General features: G+C 70.9%; 14 protein-coding genes. 11 read left to right on the top strand and 3 right to left on the bottom strand.

Annotated elements, in window-relative coordinates:
* Positions 1 to 18: 18 nt before the first annotated feature.
* Entirely contained in the window at positions 19 to 390 is a 372-nt protein-coding gene (locus EAS64_RS11650; protein ID WP_145852934.1) for an ArsR/SmtB family transcription factor, read from the bottom strand.
* A 105-nt stretch (positions 391 to 495) separates the two neighbouring features.
* On the opposite strand from EAS64_RS11650, the gene EAS64_RS11645 reads away from it, so the two are divergent.
* The 7 genes from EAS64_RS11645 to EAS64_RS11620 all read left to right on the top strand — a co-directional run bounded on the left by EAS64_RS11645 (position 496) and on the right by EAS64_RS11620 (position 6,259).
* Positions 496 to 957 carry an ArsI/CadI family heavy metal resistance metalloenzyme gene (locus EAS64_RS11645; protein ID WP_145852933.1) on the top strand — a complete coding sequence of 154 codons (462 nt, stop codon included), beginning with the start codon at positions 496 to 498 and terminating at the stop codon, positions 955 to 957.
* A gap of 85 nt (positions 958 to 1,042) precedes the next feature.
* Positions 1,043 to 1,366, top strand: a complete 324-nt coding sequence (locus EAS64_RS11640) for a CoA-binding protein (RefSeq protein WP_246115682.1) — start codon at positions 1,043 to 1,045, stop codon at positions 1,364 to 1,366.
* On the top strand, positions 1,363 to 1,488 hold the full coding sequence (locus EAS64_RS46695; protein ID WP_281283241.1) for a hypothetical protein: 126 nt from the start codon (positions 1,363 to 1,365) through the stop codon (positions 1,486 to 1,488). The genes EAS64_RS11640 and EAS64_RS46695 overlap by 4 nt, the downstream gene beginning before the upstream one ends.
* The gene (locus EAS64_RS11635; protein WP_145853524.1) at positions 1,488 to 2,168 is read left to right on the top strand and encodes a GNAT family N-acetyltransferase; all 681 of its coding nucleotides are present in this window, start codon (positions 1,488 to 1,490) and stop codon (positions 2,166 to 2,168) included. Before EAS64_RS46695 ends, EAS64_RS11635 begins: the two co-directional genes overlap by 1 nt.
* A gap of 129 nt (positions 2,169 to 2,297) precedes the next feature.
* Positions 2,298 to 4,217: an ABC transporter ATP-binding protein gene (locus tag EAS64_RS11630; protein WP_145852932.1), complete on the top strand. Its 1,920-nt coding sequence runs from the start codon at positions 2,298 to 2,300 to the stop codon at positions 4,215 to 4,217.
* Positions 4,218 to 4,280: 63 nt separating this feature from the next.
* Positions 4,281 to 5,234 carry a methyltransferase domain-containing protein gene (locus EAS64_RS11625; RefSeq protein ID WP_222849224.1) on the top strand — a complete coding sequence of 318 codons (954 nt, stop codon included), beginning with the start codon at positions 4,281 to 4,283 and terminating at the stop codon, positions 5,232 to 5,234.
* Between the two features lie 11 nt (positions 5,235 to 5,245).
* Positions 5,246 to 6,259 (top strand): aldo/keto reductase, encoded by a 1,014-nt coding sequence (locus EAS64_RS11620; RefSeq protein WP_145852931.1) that lies wholly within the window; start codon positions 5,246 to 5,248, stop codon positions 6,257 to 6,259.
* A gap of 55 nt (positions 6,260 to 6,314) precedes the next feature.
* Here the strand turns inward: EAS64_RS11620 and EAS64_RS11615 are convergent, their stop codons facing one another.
* Together EAS64_RS11615 and EAS64_RS11610 are read right to left on the bottom strand one after the other, a co-directional pair.
* Positions 6,315 to 9,746 carry a P-loop NTPase fold protein gene (locus EAS64_RS11615; protein WP_187365846.1) on the bottom strand — a complete coding sequence of 1,144 codons (3,432 nt, stop codon included), beginning with the start codon at positions 9,744 to 9,746 and terminating at the stop codon, positions 6,315 to 6,317.
* Positions 9,747 to 9,910: 164 nt separating this feature from the next.
* Positions 9,911 to 10,282 carry an MmcQ/YjbR family DNA-binding protein gene (locus EAS64_RS11610; protein WP_145852929.1) on the bottom strand — a complete coding sequence of 124 codons (372 nt, stop codon included), beginning with the start codon at positions 10,280 to 10,282 and terminating at the stop codon, positions 9,911 to 9,913.
* A 270-nt stretch (positions 10,283 to 10,552) separates the two neighbouring features.
* On the opposite strand from EAS64_RS11610, the gene EAS64_RS11605 reads away from it, so the two are divergent.
* Genes EAS64_RS11605 through EAS64_RS11590 form a run of 4 tightly spaced genes read left to right on the top strand, consistent with a single transcriptional unit; the run spans position 10,553 to position 14,059 of the window.
* The gene (locus tag EAS64_RS11605; RefSeq protein WP_145852928.1) at positions 10,553 to 11,731 is read left to right on the top strand and encodes an ATP-binding cassette domain-containing protein; all 1,179 of its coding nucleotides are present in this window, start codon (positions 10,553 to 10,555) and stop codon (positions 11,729 to 11,731) included.
* Complete coding sequence (locus EAS64_RS11600) at positions 11,728 to 12,357, top strand: ABC transporter permease (RefSeq protein ID WP_222849223.1); 630 nt, start codon at positions 11,728 to 11,730, stop codon at positions 12,355 to 12,357. Before EAS64_RS11605 ends, EAS64_RS11600 begins: the two co-directional genes overlap by 4 nt.
* Complete coding sequence (locus EAS64_RS11595; RefSeq protein ID WP_145852927.1) at positions 12,357 to 13,037, top strand: ABC transporter permease; 681 nt, start codon at positions 12,357 to 12,359, stop codon at positions 13,035 to 13,037. Before EAS64_RS11600 ends, EAS64_RS11595 begins: the two co-directional genes overlap by 1 nt.
* A gap of 26 nt (positions 13,038 to 13,063) precedes the next feature.
* Positions 13,064 to 14,059, top strand: a complete 996-nt coding sequence (locus tag EAS64_RS11590) for an ABC transporter substrate-binding protein (RefSeq protein WP_145852926.1) — start codon at positions 13,064 to 13,066, stop codon at positions 14,057 to 14,059.

The raw sequence follows: 14,059 nt of genomic DNA, 5'->3' as shown, positions 1-14,059 counted from the left end.
TTACTCCTGGACGCCCGCCTACCCCGCGACCGGGGCCAGCGCCGCCCGCGGCTCGAGCACCGCCGACATCCGCGTCATCACGGGCGGGTTGACCCGGTAGTAGACCCACGTACCGCGCCGCTCGGCGCTGATCAGGCCGGCCTCGCGCAGGATCCGCAGGTGGTAACTGATGGTCGGCGCGGTCACGTCGAACGCGTCCGTCAGGTCGCACACGCACGACTCGCCGCCCTCGTGGCAGGCGATGAGCGATAGCAGCCGCAGCCGCATCGGGTCGGCCACCGCCTTGAACAGCGGCGCCAGGTCCTCCGCTCCGGCATCCGACAGCGGCGCGCGGGCCAGCGGGGCGCAGCACTCCACCGTTCCGGCCGGGTCCAGCGTCTGCTTAGACATGTCTTTAATTTGACACATCTTTAGATAGAGCGCAAACTGAGCACGAGCCCCTGGTTAAAGAATTCTCTAATCAGGCCAGAGACAGTCTCGCGCAGGAGGAACGTCATGTCCCGAGTCCAGCTCGCGCTCCGCGTCGCCGACCTCGACGCCTCGATCGCCTTCTACTCCAAGCTGTTCGCCGCCGAGCCGGCCAAGCGCCGCCCCGGCTACGCCAACTTCGCGATCGCCGAACCGCCGCTCAAGCTCGTCCTCATCGAGGGCGCCGCCGGCGAGGCCACGCGGCTTGACCATCTCGGCGTCGAGGTGGAGACGGCCGATGAGGTCACCGCCGCCACCGGCCGGCTGGCCGCTGAGGGCCTCGCTACCGCCACCGAGGAGGACACCGCCTGCTGCTACGCGGTCCAGGACAAGGTCTGGGTCACCGGTCCGGGCGCCGAACCCTGGGAGGTCTACGTCGTCAAGGCCGACTCCGACGTGCGCGACAAGGCCGCGTCCTCCGTCTGCTGCGCCCCAGACGCCGGCGAGGCCGGCACCGCCGTCCCGGTAACGCAGCGGGGCTGCTGCTAACCCGCGCGGCCACCGGGACCCTGGCGGGCGAAGCCGCGGATGCTGGCGGTGAGCCGCACCCGGTACCGTGGACGCCGTGGCAGGCATGGACGACGTGGTCGCGCGCATTCTCACTACCTATGACACGATCACCGTCGTCGGTGCGAGCGGGGACCCGGCCAAGGCCGCCCACCGCGTGCCCGCGCTGATGCAGCGCCACGGCTGGCGGATCATCCCGGTGAACCCGCGCGGCGGCACGCTCTTCGGCGAGCCGGCCTACCCGGCGCTCGGCGAGATCCCCGAGCGGGCCGGGCTCGTCGATGTCTTCCGCCCCGCGCGGCAGGCCGCCGAGGTCGCGCGGCAGGCTGCCGCCACCGGCGCGACGGCGCTCTGGCTCCAGTTCGGCATCGTCTCCCGGAGGCCAGGGTGATCGCCGAGGCCGCCGGAATGCTCTACGTCGAGGACCGCTGCCTGGCCATCGAGCAGCGCCGCCTCGGCCTCAGCGCCCCGGTGCGCCGGGCCGCCACTTCGGACCCGAGGGACGCCGCGTGATGAGGCATCCACTGGACAACCCGGTGCTGTGGTCGCTCACCGGGCCGCAGCGTGACCTCGCCCTCAGCGACGGCGGCGCGGTGCGCTACCCGGCCGACATGAGCCCGTTCTGCGCCCTGCCGGATGAGCCAGGGCCGGCCGACTGGGCCGGCGCCGCGCGACTGATCAGCCAGGGGGAGGTCGTGCTGTTCCCCGGGCTGCGCGCCGCGCCGCCCGCCGGCTGGGAGGTCCTCGGCAGCGGCGATGGCGTCCAGCTGGTCGCGGACACCCTGAACGCGGAACCAGACCCGGAGGCCGAGCCGCTCGGTCCCGCCGACGTGCCCGCCATGCTCCGGCTGACCAAGCTGACCAATCCGGGACCGTTCCTGCCGCGGACCGTCGAGTTCGGCGGCTACCTCGGCATCAGGCGCGACGGCGAGCTTGTCGCGATGGCGGGCGAGCGGTTCCGCCCGCCGGGCTGGACGGAGATCAGCGCGGTCTGCACCGATCCGGCGTGGCGCGGCCACGGCTTCGCCTCCCGGCTGACCCGCGCCGTGGCGGCCGGCATCGCCGCCCGCGGCGACGTCCCCTTCCTGCACGCGATCGCCAGCAACACGACCGCGATCAGGCTGTACAAGGAGCTCGGCTTCGCGCACCGCAAGGACATCCTGTTCTGGGCGCTGCGCCGCGCTGACGGGTAACACAGCCGGCTGATCCCTGGCCGGCGCATTAACTCGCTTTGTGCCCGCGGGGAACCGCCACATACTGAGAGAGTGCGGGCGGGGACACGGAACCGGCGCCCTCGGCGGCTGCGCGCACTGGGGCATGCCATGGCGTCCGCCTGGCGGCGGGTACGCCAGGCCGGCGGCCAGCGGGCAGGCGCGGCATCCGACGACGAGCTGGCCGAGCTGACTACGCATTTCTGGCGGGCATACGACGAGCGAATGGCCACCGTCAAGTTCGGTGATGTCGCTCGCCGGTTCCCCGCCCTCGTCGGGCAGGCGGTGACCCTGGGCTGGCAGGCGAACAGGCGCGACATCGTGGCGACGATCTCGCTCAACCTGATCTCCGGCGTGTTCGGCGGGTACGCGCTGTTCGCGACCACCGGCGTCCTTGAGGCGCTGTTCGCGGGCGGCCCGACACCGCACCGGGTGCGGGCCGCGCTGCCGTCGCTGATCCTGGTCGCGACCGCGACCGCGGTCCGCTCGGGCGTGGCGACCGCGGCTGGCTGGGCGCAGAGCAGGCTCGAGCCGCAGGTGACCCAGGTCGTCGAGGTCCGGCTCTACGACCTGACCACCCAGGTGGAGCTGGCCGCCTTTGATGAGCCCGATTTCCACGACCGGATGCAGCGGGCACGCGACCGCGGCGTCTACTCCGCGTCCCAGCTGGTCAACGACGTGATCAACTTCATCACCGCGTTCGCGGGGCTGGCGTCGGCGACGGTGGTCGTCGGGCTGCTGCAGCCGATCCTTGTCGTGGTCCTGCTGCTCGCCCAGCTGCCGGGGGCGTGGGCGGCGGTGCGCACGGCGCGGATCAGCTACCTGACCCGGTTCGCCCTGGTCGACTCCTACCGGCGCAAGTACATACTCGCCGACCTGATCGCCGAGCGGCGCACCGCCGCGGAGCTGCGCTCGTTCACCATGCGTGCGTACCTGATCGACCGGGTGGCACGGCTGGCCGCCTACACGCGCAGCGCCGAACTGCGGGCCGCGCGGCAGGAGACGGCGACCACGGCGGTCGGCAAGGCCCTGGGCGGGATCGCCACGGCCGGGGTGTACACGGTGCTCGGCGTGCTGCTCGCCGCCGGCTGGCTGGCCCTGTCGGTGGCGGGCACCGCGGTGCTCGCGCTCCGCTCGGCGGCGGGGTCGCTGCAGCAGCTGATGTACTCCGTGAACCAGTGCTACGAGGACGGCCTGTACTTCTCGGATTACATGGCGTTCTGCGCCGACGCGCAGACCCGGATCCCGCCGCCCGCCTCGGCCGCGGTGCCGCAGGACTTCGCCCGCATCGTCGCGTCCGGCGTGACGTTCAGCTATCCCGGCGCGGAGCAGCCGTCGCTGCACGAGGTGTCGGTCGAGATCGGCCGCGGCGAGGTGGTCGCCCTGGTGGGGGAGAACGGATCGGGGAAGACCACCCTCGCCAAGATTCTCGCCGGGCTATACCGGCCGCAGGACGGCACCGTGTACTGGGACGGCGTCTCTATCGCGGAAATGAACGGCGAGCCGTTGCGGGAACGGATCGCGGTCATCGCGCAGGATCACGGCCACTGGCCGCTGTCGGTGCGCGACAACATCGTGATGGGACGCCTGCTCGATGAATCCCTGCTTGCCGCGGCGGCCGCCGGGTCGGGCGCCGACGCGGTGATCGCCGAACTCGACCGGGGCTACGACACACTGCTCGCCAGGGAGTTCAAGGACGGCGCGGAACTGTCCGGCGGCCAGTGGCAGCGGATCGCCGCCGCCCGCGGGTTCTACCGCACCGCGCCGCTGCTGATCATGGACGAGCCGACCGCCGCCCTCGACGCGCGCGCCGAGTACGCCCTGTTCTCCTCGCTGCGCACCCTCGCGAACGACAGGACCGTGCTGCTTATCACGCACCGGCTCGCCTCGGTCAGGCACGCCGACCGGATCTACGTCCTCGACCACGGCAACGTCGCCGAGTCGGGCACGCACGCCGACCTGATGGCTCTCGGCGGCCAGTACGCCGAGCTCTACACCCTCCAGGCCTCCCAGTACGAGACCACCCCCTGACACCGGGCACCGCCTCGCAACATATGTTGACAAACGTCATGTATGCAACATATGTTGCCTGTCGTGACGGAGGCAGCAGAAGCAGCAGAAGCCGTAGCGCGGCAGGTGACAGAGACGGGCGGGCTTGACGGCCTGCGCCGGCTGACGGCGGCGATCGCCGCTATGGAGACGAGCCGGACGGTGATCATCGGCGAACTCCGGCGCGGGCCGAGCGCCAGCTGGGAGGAGATCGGCGCGGCCTGCGGGATGACCCGCCAGGGCGCCACCCGGCGCTGGTCCCGGCTGGTGCACGCCTCCTCGTTCGGTGCGGCCGCGGACAGCTACCAGCGCGGGCGGCCAGAGTACCCCCCGTCGGTAGTCGAGTGGCTTGTCCCGCGCCGTGCCAAGTCAGTCCTCGACCTCGGAGCCGGCACGGGCAAGCTGACCCGCCCCCTCGTGCAGGCCGGGCTCAAGGTCACCGCCGTCGAGCCCTCGCAGGGCATGCGCGAGCAGCTCGCGGCGGCCGTGGCGGGTGCGGCGGTGCTGGCCGGCACCGCCGAGCGGATTCCCCTCCCCGATGCCAGCGTGGACGCGGTGGTCGTCGCCCACGCGTGGCACTGGTTCGATCCCGCGCTCGCGGTGCCTGAGGTCGCGCGGGTCCTGGTGCCTGGCGGGACGCTGTCCCTGGTCTGGAACGACCGCGACGAGACCGAGCCATGGATGGCGGCGCTCGGCGCGATCATGCACAGGCAAGCGGCGCAGGTCATCGACACAAGCCCGCCGCTCGGGCCCTCGTTCGGCCCGCCGGAGCGGATGGAGCTCCGCTGGCAGCAGCTGGTGACCCGGCAGGAAATCCTGGACATGGTCGCCTCACGCAGCTACGTGATCAGCATGCCGGCGCCGGAGCGTGACGCGCTTCTCGGCGAGGTGGCGGAACTGCTCGGCGAGCACCCTGACCTTAGCGGCCGCGAGGAGATCGCGATGCCGTACATCGCGCGCTGCACCCGGGTGCGCCTCGCGGACCCGGGCGCGCTCTAGAATCGCCAATCATGGAGCAGCGAGTCCTTGGCAAGACCGGCAGGCCCGTCTCGGTGATCGGCCTCGGCACCTGGCAGCTCGGCGCCGACTGGGGAGCCGTGACAGAAGCCGACGCCCTCGCGGTGCTGCGCGCCGCCGTCGACTCCGGTGTCACCTTCTTCGATACCGCCGACGTGTACGGGGACGGGCGCAGCGAGCGGATCATCGGGCGGTTCATCGGCGACATCGAGGGGCGGGGCGTCACGGTCGCCACCAAGATGGGGCGGCGCGTCGCGCAGGTGCCGGAGAACTACGTGCTGGAGAACTTCCGCGCCTGGACCGACCGGTCACGGGTCAACCTCGGCGTGGACCGGCTGGACCTCGTCCAGCTGCACTGCCCGCCCCCGCCCGTCTACTCGACCGACGCGGTCTACGACGCTCTTGACACGCTGGTCGCCGAGGAGCGGATCGCCGCGTACGGGGTCAGCGTCGAGACGGCGGCCGAGGCCCGCACGGCCATCGCCCGGCCGGGCGTGGCCACAGTGCAGATCATATTCAACGCGTTCCGCCGCAAGCCGCTTGACGAGGTGCTGCCCGCGGCGGCGGCGGCCGGTGTCGGCATCATCGTCCGGGTGCCACTGGCGTCCGGACTGTTGTCCGGCCGGTACACGGCGGACACCGTGTTCGCCGCCGACGACCATCGCACGTACAACAGGCACGGCGAGGCATTCGACGTCGGCGAGACGTTCTCCGGCGTCGACTACGCGACCGGGGTTCGCGCGGCCGCCGAGTTCGCCGCCCTCGTGGCGGAACCAGCCGCGTTCACCGCCGACCCCGGTCCGGCGGTGACCACCGCCCAGGCCGCACTGCGCTGGGTGACGCAGCAGCCAGGCGTCACGACCGTCATTCCTGGCGCGCGCAACCCCGAGCAGGCCAGGCAGAACGCGGCGGCCGCGCTCCTGCCGCCGCTCAGCGACACCGCGCTGCGCCAGATCGAGGACCTGTACGACAAGTACTTCCGCGCCGACGTGCACACGCGCTGGTGATCCGCGTCCGTCACTGACCCGGTGTGCCACGGTCCGGGGACCGCTCCGTCCGCGTTCAGCCGGTTTCGTCGGTGAGCAGGAGGTAGGAGAAGCGGCGGACGTGCGGGGCCCAGGAGCGGAACGCGGAAAGATCGCGCAGGACCACGAGCTCGCTGGTTCGCGTGGCAGCGTCTGCGAGCCGCTGCCACGCGACGACGTCCGCGTCGGGAATGGGCCCGATCACGCCGTTTCGCCAGCTGCCCGCCGTGTGGCTCGGGGTCAGCGATCGAGTGAACCGACCCCAGGTGACGCCGGTGTCCGGCTGGGCCATCAGTCCGCCGCCGACCGCCGCCCCATCGGCGGCCGGGTCGCTGGCCGGCCGCTTGGGTGCGTCGAGGACGTGCCTGAGCAGCCGCGGGTCCGCCGTCAGCATGGCCAGCAGCACCGCCACGGCCTGGTAGTGGCCGGACTCCGCATCGTCGCCGAGGAAGACCGAGGCCGGCGAGAGGCTGCGGCTGAAACGGAGCATGCGGTACAGGTTGAACAGCCGCTTGGCGTCCCTGGGGGTGCCGATGAACGGGCCGAGGCCGGCCAGGAACTCCATCTCAGGCTCGGTCAGCGGTTGCGGCGGCGCGCCGGGGGCGGTGCGCCCGGCCTGAGCCGGCTGCCTGGCCCCGCCGCCCGCTCGCCGAGCATGCGCAGGGACGGCCGTGGCGGCGGCACCGGAGGGTGTGGCGGCACCGCCGGCCGTCGTCGCGCTGCCGGTGCCGCGGTCCTGGCCGCTGCCGCCCGAGGATGCGGCGCCGGCGCCGTCCGCGATGCGCTGGGCCGGCCGGTTCATGCCGCGAACGAGCTCGCCGAGCCTGGCCGCGGGGAAGCCGGGCAGCACGAACGGAATGTTGAAGATCTTCTCCAGGTAATCGGCCGTCGTCGCGTCGGAGTGGGCGTTGCCACCGGGGACTGACCGCGTGCCCGCGTCGAGCAGGCCAGGGTACTGCTCCCGCAGCGACCGCAGCAGCCAGCGCGGATCGACACCGACCACGACGACGAACAGGTCGAGCGCGAGCAGCAGATGCACCGCCTCGAGCACCTCGACGACTTGCCGCGGGCGGCACCGGTCCAGGTCGTCGATGTACAGCACGATCCGGTCGATCGCGTGCGCGTCGGCGATGTCCCTCGCGGCCTGGGCGGGCGCGTTCGCCGGGGTCGCGTTCGCCGGGGTTGCGTTTGCCGGGGTTGCGTTTGCCGGGGTTGCCAGCGCCTCGATGGCCCCGACGGCGCCCCGTGAGTTCTTGAGCACCCTGACGAGATGCAGCAGGTCCTTCCTGATCGTGGAGACCAGCCCGAGCTGGCTCGCATAGTCACGACTCGCTGCGCGCTCGGCGAGGAAGGCGTAGGCCTGCTGGGCGGGATCGAGAGCGTCGAGCCGGCGCTGCAGGTCCGCCACATGCTCGGCCGAGTGGTCGACCTGCGCCATCGCCGCCTTCTCATCCGCCTGCGCCTTGCGGAGGTTGCTTTCCGCCTCCCTGATAGCCACGTCGTTCTCGCCCGCAGCCTTGACCGCGGCGGTCCGGAGCGCGGCGAGCCCGCCGTTGACCCTGCGTGCCAGCGTGACCGCCCAGCCGAGGACGAGCGCAATGGTGCTGAGGCCGCCGGCCCCGAACAGCCGCGCACCCCAGCGGGCCGGAATGATCGCACCCGCGATGGTGACGAGCAAGGCGATCAGGCACACCGCCGCGATCAACACCGTGCTGCGCTTGCCGAGCAGACCGCGCAGCACGACCGCGTCCTGGCGCTCGCCGCCCAGTTGGCGGGCGAGCAGGTCCGCCTGTTCGGCCTGGTCGCTGACGCCAAGAAACCGCCACGCCTTGTTCAGGTATCCACGCAGCTCGGCCGATCCGGCCATGGCGGTCAGCAGTTCACGGGTGCCCGCCTGCCGCGCCGCCCTGGCCTGGTCCGCCTCGCGCGCGTAACGCTGGGTTTCCGCAGTCGCCTGCTTCTGGCGGGTGCGGAGCTCCTCGGTCGCGACCAGGCCAGCGGCGATCTCTTCCCGCAGTATCTCCTTCTGTTCGCCGGCCTTCGACGCGAGCTCATCCATCAGCTTGCGGAAGATCTCATCGCCGAGGCTCGCCCACAAATTGGAGTCCGCGTAGTGCCACGCGTTGAAGCCGACGTGCACCACGTCGCGCACGTAACCGGGACGGCCGCACCTGCTGTCGATCTCCGAGCGGAGCAGCCCCATGAAGTAGCTCTTGCCCGATCCCCACGCGCCGAACAGGCCGATTGACAACGGCAGGTTCGCGTCGGTGTTCCTGTCGGCGATCACGTCGGCGAACATGGACGTCCATACGCTGAAGTCGAGCGCGTCCAGGTCGCGGGCAATCCCCTCGTTGGGGTCCACCCGGTCGGTGCTGATGCCGCCGGTCAGGCTGGCCAGCAGCAGGTCGTGCCAGGCCCGCACCCGCCCGATGCCGCGGAACTGGCTGATCACCTCGAAGAGCAGTCGGCACAACTGCGCCCGGGACAGGTGCAGCGCATCGAGGACCGCCCCGGCGATCGGCTGGTCGTTGGCGAGCGCGGCCGCCGCGAGCAGGTGCCTGGTGTGAATTTCCGGGCGGCCCGAGACGGCGTCCGCGTAGCCGAGCGCGTCGCCGAGGAGCGCGACGAAGGCTGGCGGAGGATCGTCACCCCCCGTCGCTGTCCGGGCGGGCAGGCCGCTCGTCAGATCACGGAGCAGTGCGCCGAGGTCATCGGGGACTTCGCTGGCGATCACGCCCCGGAGGGCGCTGCTGACGTTTGAGCCTGGCTCGTGGGGCGCGTTGCTCAGCGCGATGAGGAAGACGGCGGTGGCATCCCCCGACGTCTGCCCGCTCAGCCTGAGCACATTCGCAGCGGAGTCGCTGAACCTGACGGCTTCCCCGGCGCCGCCAGGCAGCAGCTCGACGGCCCGGTCGAGCATGTCGGGCACGCGTTCACCGGACGCGGACGACACCCCGCTCGTTGGCGGGGTCTCGCTCTCGGACGGGACCTCCGTTTCGAAGCTGGCCTGGCTGTCGGCCGTCGCCGCGCTCCCGTCTGCGATGGCTGGTGCCTCCCGTTCGGCGAGCGCGGAGATCAGGGCGCGCGCGAGTTCGTCGAGGCGGGGATCGGCGGTGTCGCCCAGCCACCCGGACAGGTCGAACGGCTCAATGTTGCCGAATTCGCCTGGCAGGGAGGACACATCGCCGAGCGTCACGGCAACAGTGCGGCCATAGGCACGCTTGGCCTGATCCAGGAACGGAACGTCCTGAATGCTGGCCGGCGAGCAGACCGCGAGGACCACGGTGGCCGCGTCGATGTCAATTTGATCGGTGGTGTTGTAGCGGTCGACGCTGGCCAGTTGCGCATCAGGGAAGGGGATTCGCCGCGACGTCAGTCCCGCCCAGAGAGCCTCCGCCAGGGACTCGTCCTCCCGCACGAACAGGGCGGAGACCCACTTGACTGGCGGTGCGTCAGTTTCCCGGCTCACGGCCATCTCCGGATCACGCCTCCCGCCCGCTGCGCGCCAGCCGCCTGACTTCGCCTGGAGCATATCGCCGGAGGCGCAGTCGGGGACAGAACGTCACAACGCCTACTCAGCCGCTGTGGGGATGAGGCGAAGGAACGAACCCGTTCGGGATGATGGAGCGCGGCTCAGCGCGCGTCGTCGAGCAGCGCGATCAGCCGGGCCGAGGCCACCGCGCGGTAGGCGTCGGCGCACAGTTCGGCCAGTTCAGTCCAGTCCACTTCGCCGTCGAGCCGCACGCCGATCCAGCCACGGTGACCGACGTACGGCGGGCGGAAGAAGCGGTCGGGCGCCGACCCGGTCAGCGCCTCCTGAGCGCCGGGCAGCCCGGCGCACCACAGGTGCGGGAAGTCGTCGGCGTGGTGCCCGGACGCCCACAGTTGGACGAACGACTTCTTGCCGCCCGCGAACCAGGTCGGTGCGCCGTGCGAGGGCCGCTCGGTGACCTCGGGCAGTGCCATGCAGATGTCGCGCAACCGCGCGGTCAACTCGGCGTCCATCTCACGATTGTGGCCGGTCACGGCGGCGCGCGGGCATGAACGGCCGGCGGCGGGGTAGCGTGTCGTGCTGCGCCGTGCCATAACGGCTCATGCAGCACAAATCGTTAGCGACGCGAGTGCCGCAAACATGGGCGTTGTCGGTGGCGCCGGTTAGGGTGGGGGGATGCGGCTCGGGCCAGTGATCCGGGTGAGGACAGCACGCAAGTTCGTATATATTCATACTATTATGGTCGGAAAAGTGCGAAATATCCGGAAGGGCCTGGCAGCGGCTTGATCACGTTCGAGTCAGTGACGAAGCGATACCCGGACGGGACGGTGGCGGTCGACGACCTCGACCTTGAGGTCCCGGCCGGCAAGACGGTGGTCCTCGTCGGGCCGAGCGGCTGCGGCAAGACCACGTCGCTGCGGATGATCAACCGCCTCGTCGAGCCAAGCTCCGGCCGCATCCTGCTCGACGGAACCGATATCAGGGACCGCAACCCCGCGCAGCTGCGCCGCGGCATCGGCTACGTGATCCAGCAGACCGGCCTGTTCCCGCATCGGACCGTTGAGGACAACATCGCGACGGTCCCGGTGCTCACCGGCCTGTCGCGCAAGAAGGCCAGGGACCGCGCGCGGGAACTGCTCACCCTGGTCGGCCTCGACGCGACGCTCGCCAAGCGCTACCCGCACCAGCTGTCCGGCGGGCAGCAGCAGCGCGTCGGCGTTGCCAGGGCACTGGCGGCTGACCCGCCGGTCCTGCTGATGGACGAGCCATTCAGCGCCGTCGACCCGGTGGTTCGCGCCTCGCTGCAGGATCAGCTGCTGTCGCTGCAGGCCGAGCTGCGCAAGACGATCGTGCTCGTCACGCACGACATCGAGGAGGCCATCAAGGTCGGCGACCTGGTGGCCCTGTTCCGCCCGCATGGCAAGATCGCGCAGCTCGCACCGCCTGACGAGCTGCTCGCCTCGCCCGTCGACGACTACGTGGCCGGCTTCGTGGGCTTCGACCGCGGCATCAGGCGGCTGTCGTTCGTGTCCACCGCGGACCTGCCGCTCGGCACCGGCCCGGTGCTGGCCGCCGACACCACCGTCGTCAAGGCGCGGACCGCGGGCGAGCCGTGGCTCCTGGTCACCGAGGACGGCACCGGCAGGCCGCTCGGCTGGGTCGACACGGCGCGGCTCGCCGCGCTGCCCGACGGCGGCACGCTCGGCTCGCTGGCACCCGACGGGATCGGGCACAGCTTCACGGCGGGCACCGACTCGCTGCGGGCCGCGCTCGACGCCGCCGTGCTGTCGCCCGCCGGGCAGGCGGTCGCGGTGGACGGCGACGGCCGGGTGCTCGGCGTCGCCAGCTTCGACCAGCTGCGCGCCGCGATCCACGCGGCAAGCCGGGCCAGCGAAGGCCGGGCGAGCGCCGGCGCCGGCCAGGCGAGCGCGGGCGACGCCGGGGGAGGACCGCGCCCATGATGTGGTCGTGGATTCCCAGCAACGGCTCGCTGATCTGGCAGCTCACCTGGGAGAACGCGAAGCTGGGCGTGCTGCCCGCGCTGTACGGGCTGATCTTGTCGCTGCCGCTCGGCATCATCGCCGCCCGCTGGCGCTGGTTCTACCCGCCGGTGCTCACCGCGATCAACATCCTGTACGCGGTTCCGTCGCTCGCCCTGTTCATCGCGCTGATCCCGACGTTCGGGCTCACCGACACCACGGTGATCATCGCGCTGACCGTGTTCTCGCTGTGCGTCATCCTGCCGAACGTGGTCGCCGGGCTGCGCGGCGTCCCCGCCCCGGTGACGCAGGCGGCGACCGCGATGGGCTACGGCCCGCTGCGCCGCCTGGTCACCGTCGAGCTGCCGCTGGCGACCCCGGTGATCATCGCCGGGCTGCGGGTCGGCGTCGTGTCCGGCATCAGCCTGGCAAGCGTCGGGCAGCTCATCGGCGTCTCCAGCCTCGGCTACCTGTTCATCGACGGCCTGCAGCGATCCTTCCCGACCGAGATCTACGTCGGCCTCGTCCTCGTCATCGCGCTCGCCCTCGTCTGCGACCTGCTGCTGGTCGGCGCCGGGCGGGCGCTGACCCCGTGGACGGTGCGCTGATGAGCTTCTTCTCCTACGCCTGGGACTGGGTCACCGCATCGGCGAACTGGCAGGGCAACGACAGCATCCCGCAGCAGCTGCTGGCGCACATCGGCTACAGCCTGCTGCCGCTGCTCGTCGCCGCGCTGATCGCGATACCCGCCGGGGTGGCGATCGGCCACCGCGGCGGCAAGATCAGCGTCATCGTGGTCAACATCGCCAACGCCTGGCGGTCGATCCCCACCCTCGGCCTGCTGATCCTGCTCGCGGTCTTCTTGGGCTTCTCCACGTTCACCTGGCTGCTGCCGCTCGTGGTGCTCGCGATCCCGCCGATCCTCGTCAACGCCTGCGCGGGCGTGGCCGGCGTCGACCCAGACATCAGGGACGCGGCGACGGGCGTCGGCATGACGACCTGGCAGCAGGTCGTGCAGGTCGAGGTCCCGATGGCGATGCCGCTCATCCTGGTCGGGCTGCGCACGTCGGCGATCTTCGTGGTGGCCACCGCGACGATCGCCGCCTACATCGGCCTCGGCGGCCTGGGCCGCTTCATCATCGACGGCCTGGCGAGCGAGCAGTACGGCCCCGTCGCGGGCGGCGCGCTGCTCGTCGTCATCCTCGCCATCATCATCCTCGCGCTTTTCGCCGGCCTTTCCAGGCTGGTCATCCCGGCCGGCCTGCGCAAGCAGGCCAAGACCGATTAACCAACCCGTCCGGAAGGAAAACCCATATGACGATCAGGCTTACCGCGACGAGCGGGATCGCCGCCCTCGCGGTCGTCGGCCTCGCGGCCGTGACCGCGTGCTCAAGCAGCAGTTCTTCCACCCCCGCCGCGGCCGGCAGCACCAGCGCCTCGGCCGCGAGCTCGTCCGCGTCCGCCTCCAGTGCCTCCTCCAACCCGCTCAGCGGCGGCGGTTCGTCGGGCTCCGTGGTCATCGGCTCCGCCAACTTCCCGGAGAACGAGGTGCTCGCCGAGGTCTACGCTCTCGCCCTGCAGGCCAAGGGGGTCAAGGTCACCACCAAGCTCAACATCGGCGCCCGCGAGGCCTACTACCCGCAGATCGAGAAGGGCACGATCTCGATCATCCCCGAGTACAACGGCACCCTGCTCAGCGTCGAGGTGGACAAGAACTCCACCGCGAAGACCACCGCGGCGGTCGACGCGGAACTCGCGGCCAAGCTGCCGTCGACGCTGACCGTGCTCAACGCGGCAGACGCCCAGGACAGCGACTCGGTGACGGTCACCCAGGCGACCGCGGCCAAGTACCACCTCAAGTCGATCGCGGACCTCAAGCCCTACGCGTCGCAACTGGTCATCGGCGGCCCGCCGGAGTTCAAGACCCGGGTTGACGGCCTGGTCGGACTGAAGTCCACCTACGGCCTGACGTTCAAGAGCTTCGACCCGCTCGACGAGTCGGGCCCGATCACCCTGGCCGCGCTGCAAAACGGCAAGGTCGCGGCCGCGGACGTGTTCACCACGACGCCGCAGATTGTCAGCGACAAGCTGGTCTCGCTGACCGACCCGAAGTTCAACTTCGCCGCGCAGAACGTCATCCCGCTGGTCTACAAGCCGGCGCTGACCTCTACCATCTCGGACACACTCAACGCGGTCTCCGCCAAGCTGACCACGAGCGCCCTGCTCGCGCTTGACGTCAAGGTCATCACCGACAAGGAGAACTACACCACGGCCGCCCAGGAGTGGCTGCAGTCCGTCGGCCTGAGCTAG

Origin of the sequence: Trebonia kvetii, assembly GCF_007827045.1 — a bacterium.
In the GTDB taxonomy this organism is placed as follows: Bacteria; Actinomycetota; Actinomycetes; order Streptosporangiales; family Streptosporangiaceae; genus Trebonia; species Trebonia kvetii.
The sequence above is the reverse complement of the archived record's forward strand: the minus strand, read 5'-3'. Positions and strand labels throughout refer to the sequence as shown.

What these genes read in the sequence shown, in the direction of transcription:
- EAS64_RS11640 (WP_246115682.1), top strand. Translation starts at nt 1,043, where the DNA reads ATGGACGACGTGGTCGCGCGCATTCTCACTACCTATGACACGATCACC.
- EAS64_RS11620 (WP_145852931.1), top strand. Translation starts at nt 5,246, where the DNA reads ATGGAGCAGCGAGTCCTTGGCAAGACCGGCAGGCCCGTCTCGGTGATC.
- EAS64_RS11645 (WP_145852933.1), top strand. Translation starts at nt 496, where the DNA reads ATGTCCCGAGTCCAGCTCGCGCTCCGCGTCGCCGACCTCGACGCCTCG.
- EAS64_RS11635 (WP_145853524.1), top strand. Translation starts at nt 1,488, where the DNA reads ATGAGGCATCCACTGGACAACCCGGTGCTGTGGTCGCTCACCGGGCCG.
- EAS64_RS11600 (WP_222849223.1), top strand. Translation starts at nt 11,728, where the DNA reads ATGATGTGGTCGTGGATTCCCAGCAACGGCTCGCTGATCTGGCAGCTC.
- EAS64_RS11630 (WP_145852932.1), top strand. Translation starts at nt 2,298, where the DNA reads ATGGCGTCCGCCTGGCGGCGGGTACGCCAGGCCGGCGGCCAGCGGGCA.
- EAS64_RS11650 (WP_145852934.1), bottom strand. Translation starts at nt 390, where the DNA reads ATGTCTAAGCAGACGCTGGACCCGGCCGGAACGGTGGAGTGCTGCGCC.
- EAS64_RS11595 (WP_145852927.1), top strand. Translation starts at nt 12,357, where the DNA reads ATGAGCTTCTTCTCCTACGCCTGGGACTGGGTCACCGCATCGGCGAAC.
- EAS64_RS11590 (WP_145852926.1), top strand. Translation starts at nt 13,064, where the DNA reads ATGACGATCAGGCTTACCGCGACGAGCGGGATCGCCGCCCTCGCGGTC.
- EAS64_RS11610 (WP_145852929.1), bottom strand. Translation starts at nt 10,282, where the DNA reads ATGGACGCCGAGTTGACCGCGCGGTTGCGCGACATCTGCATGGCACTG.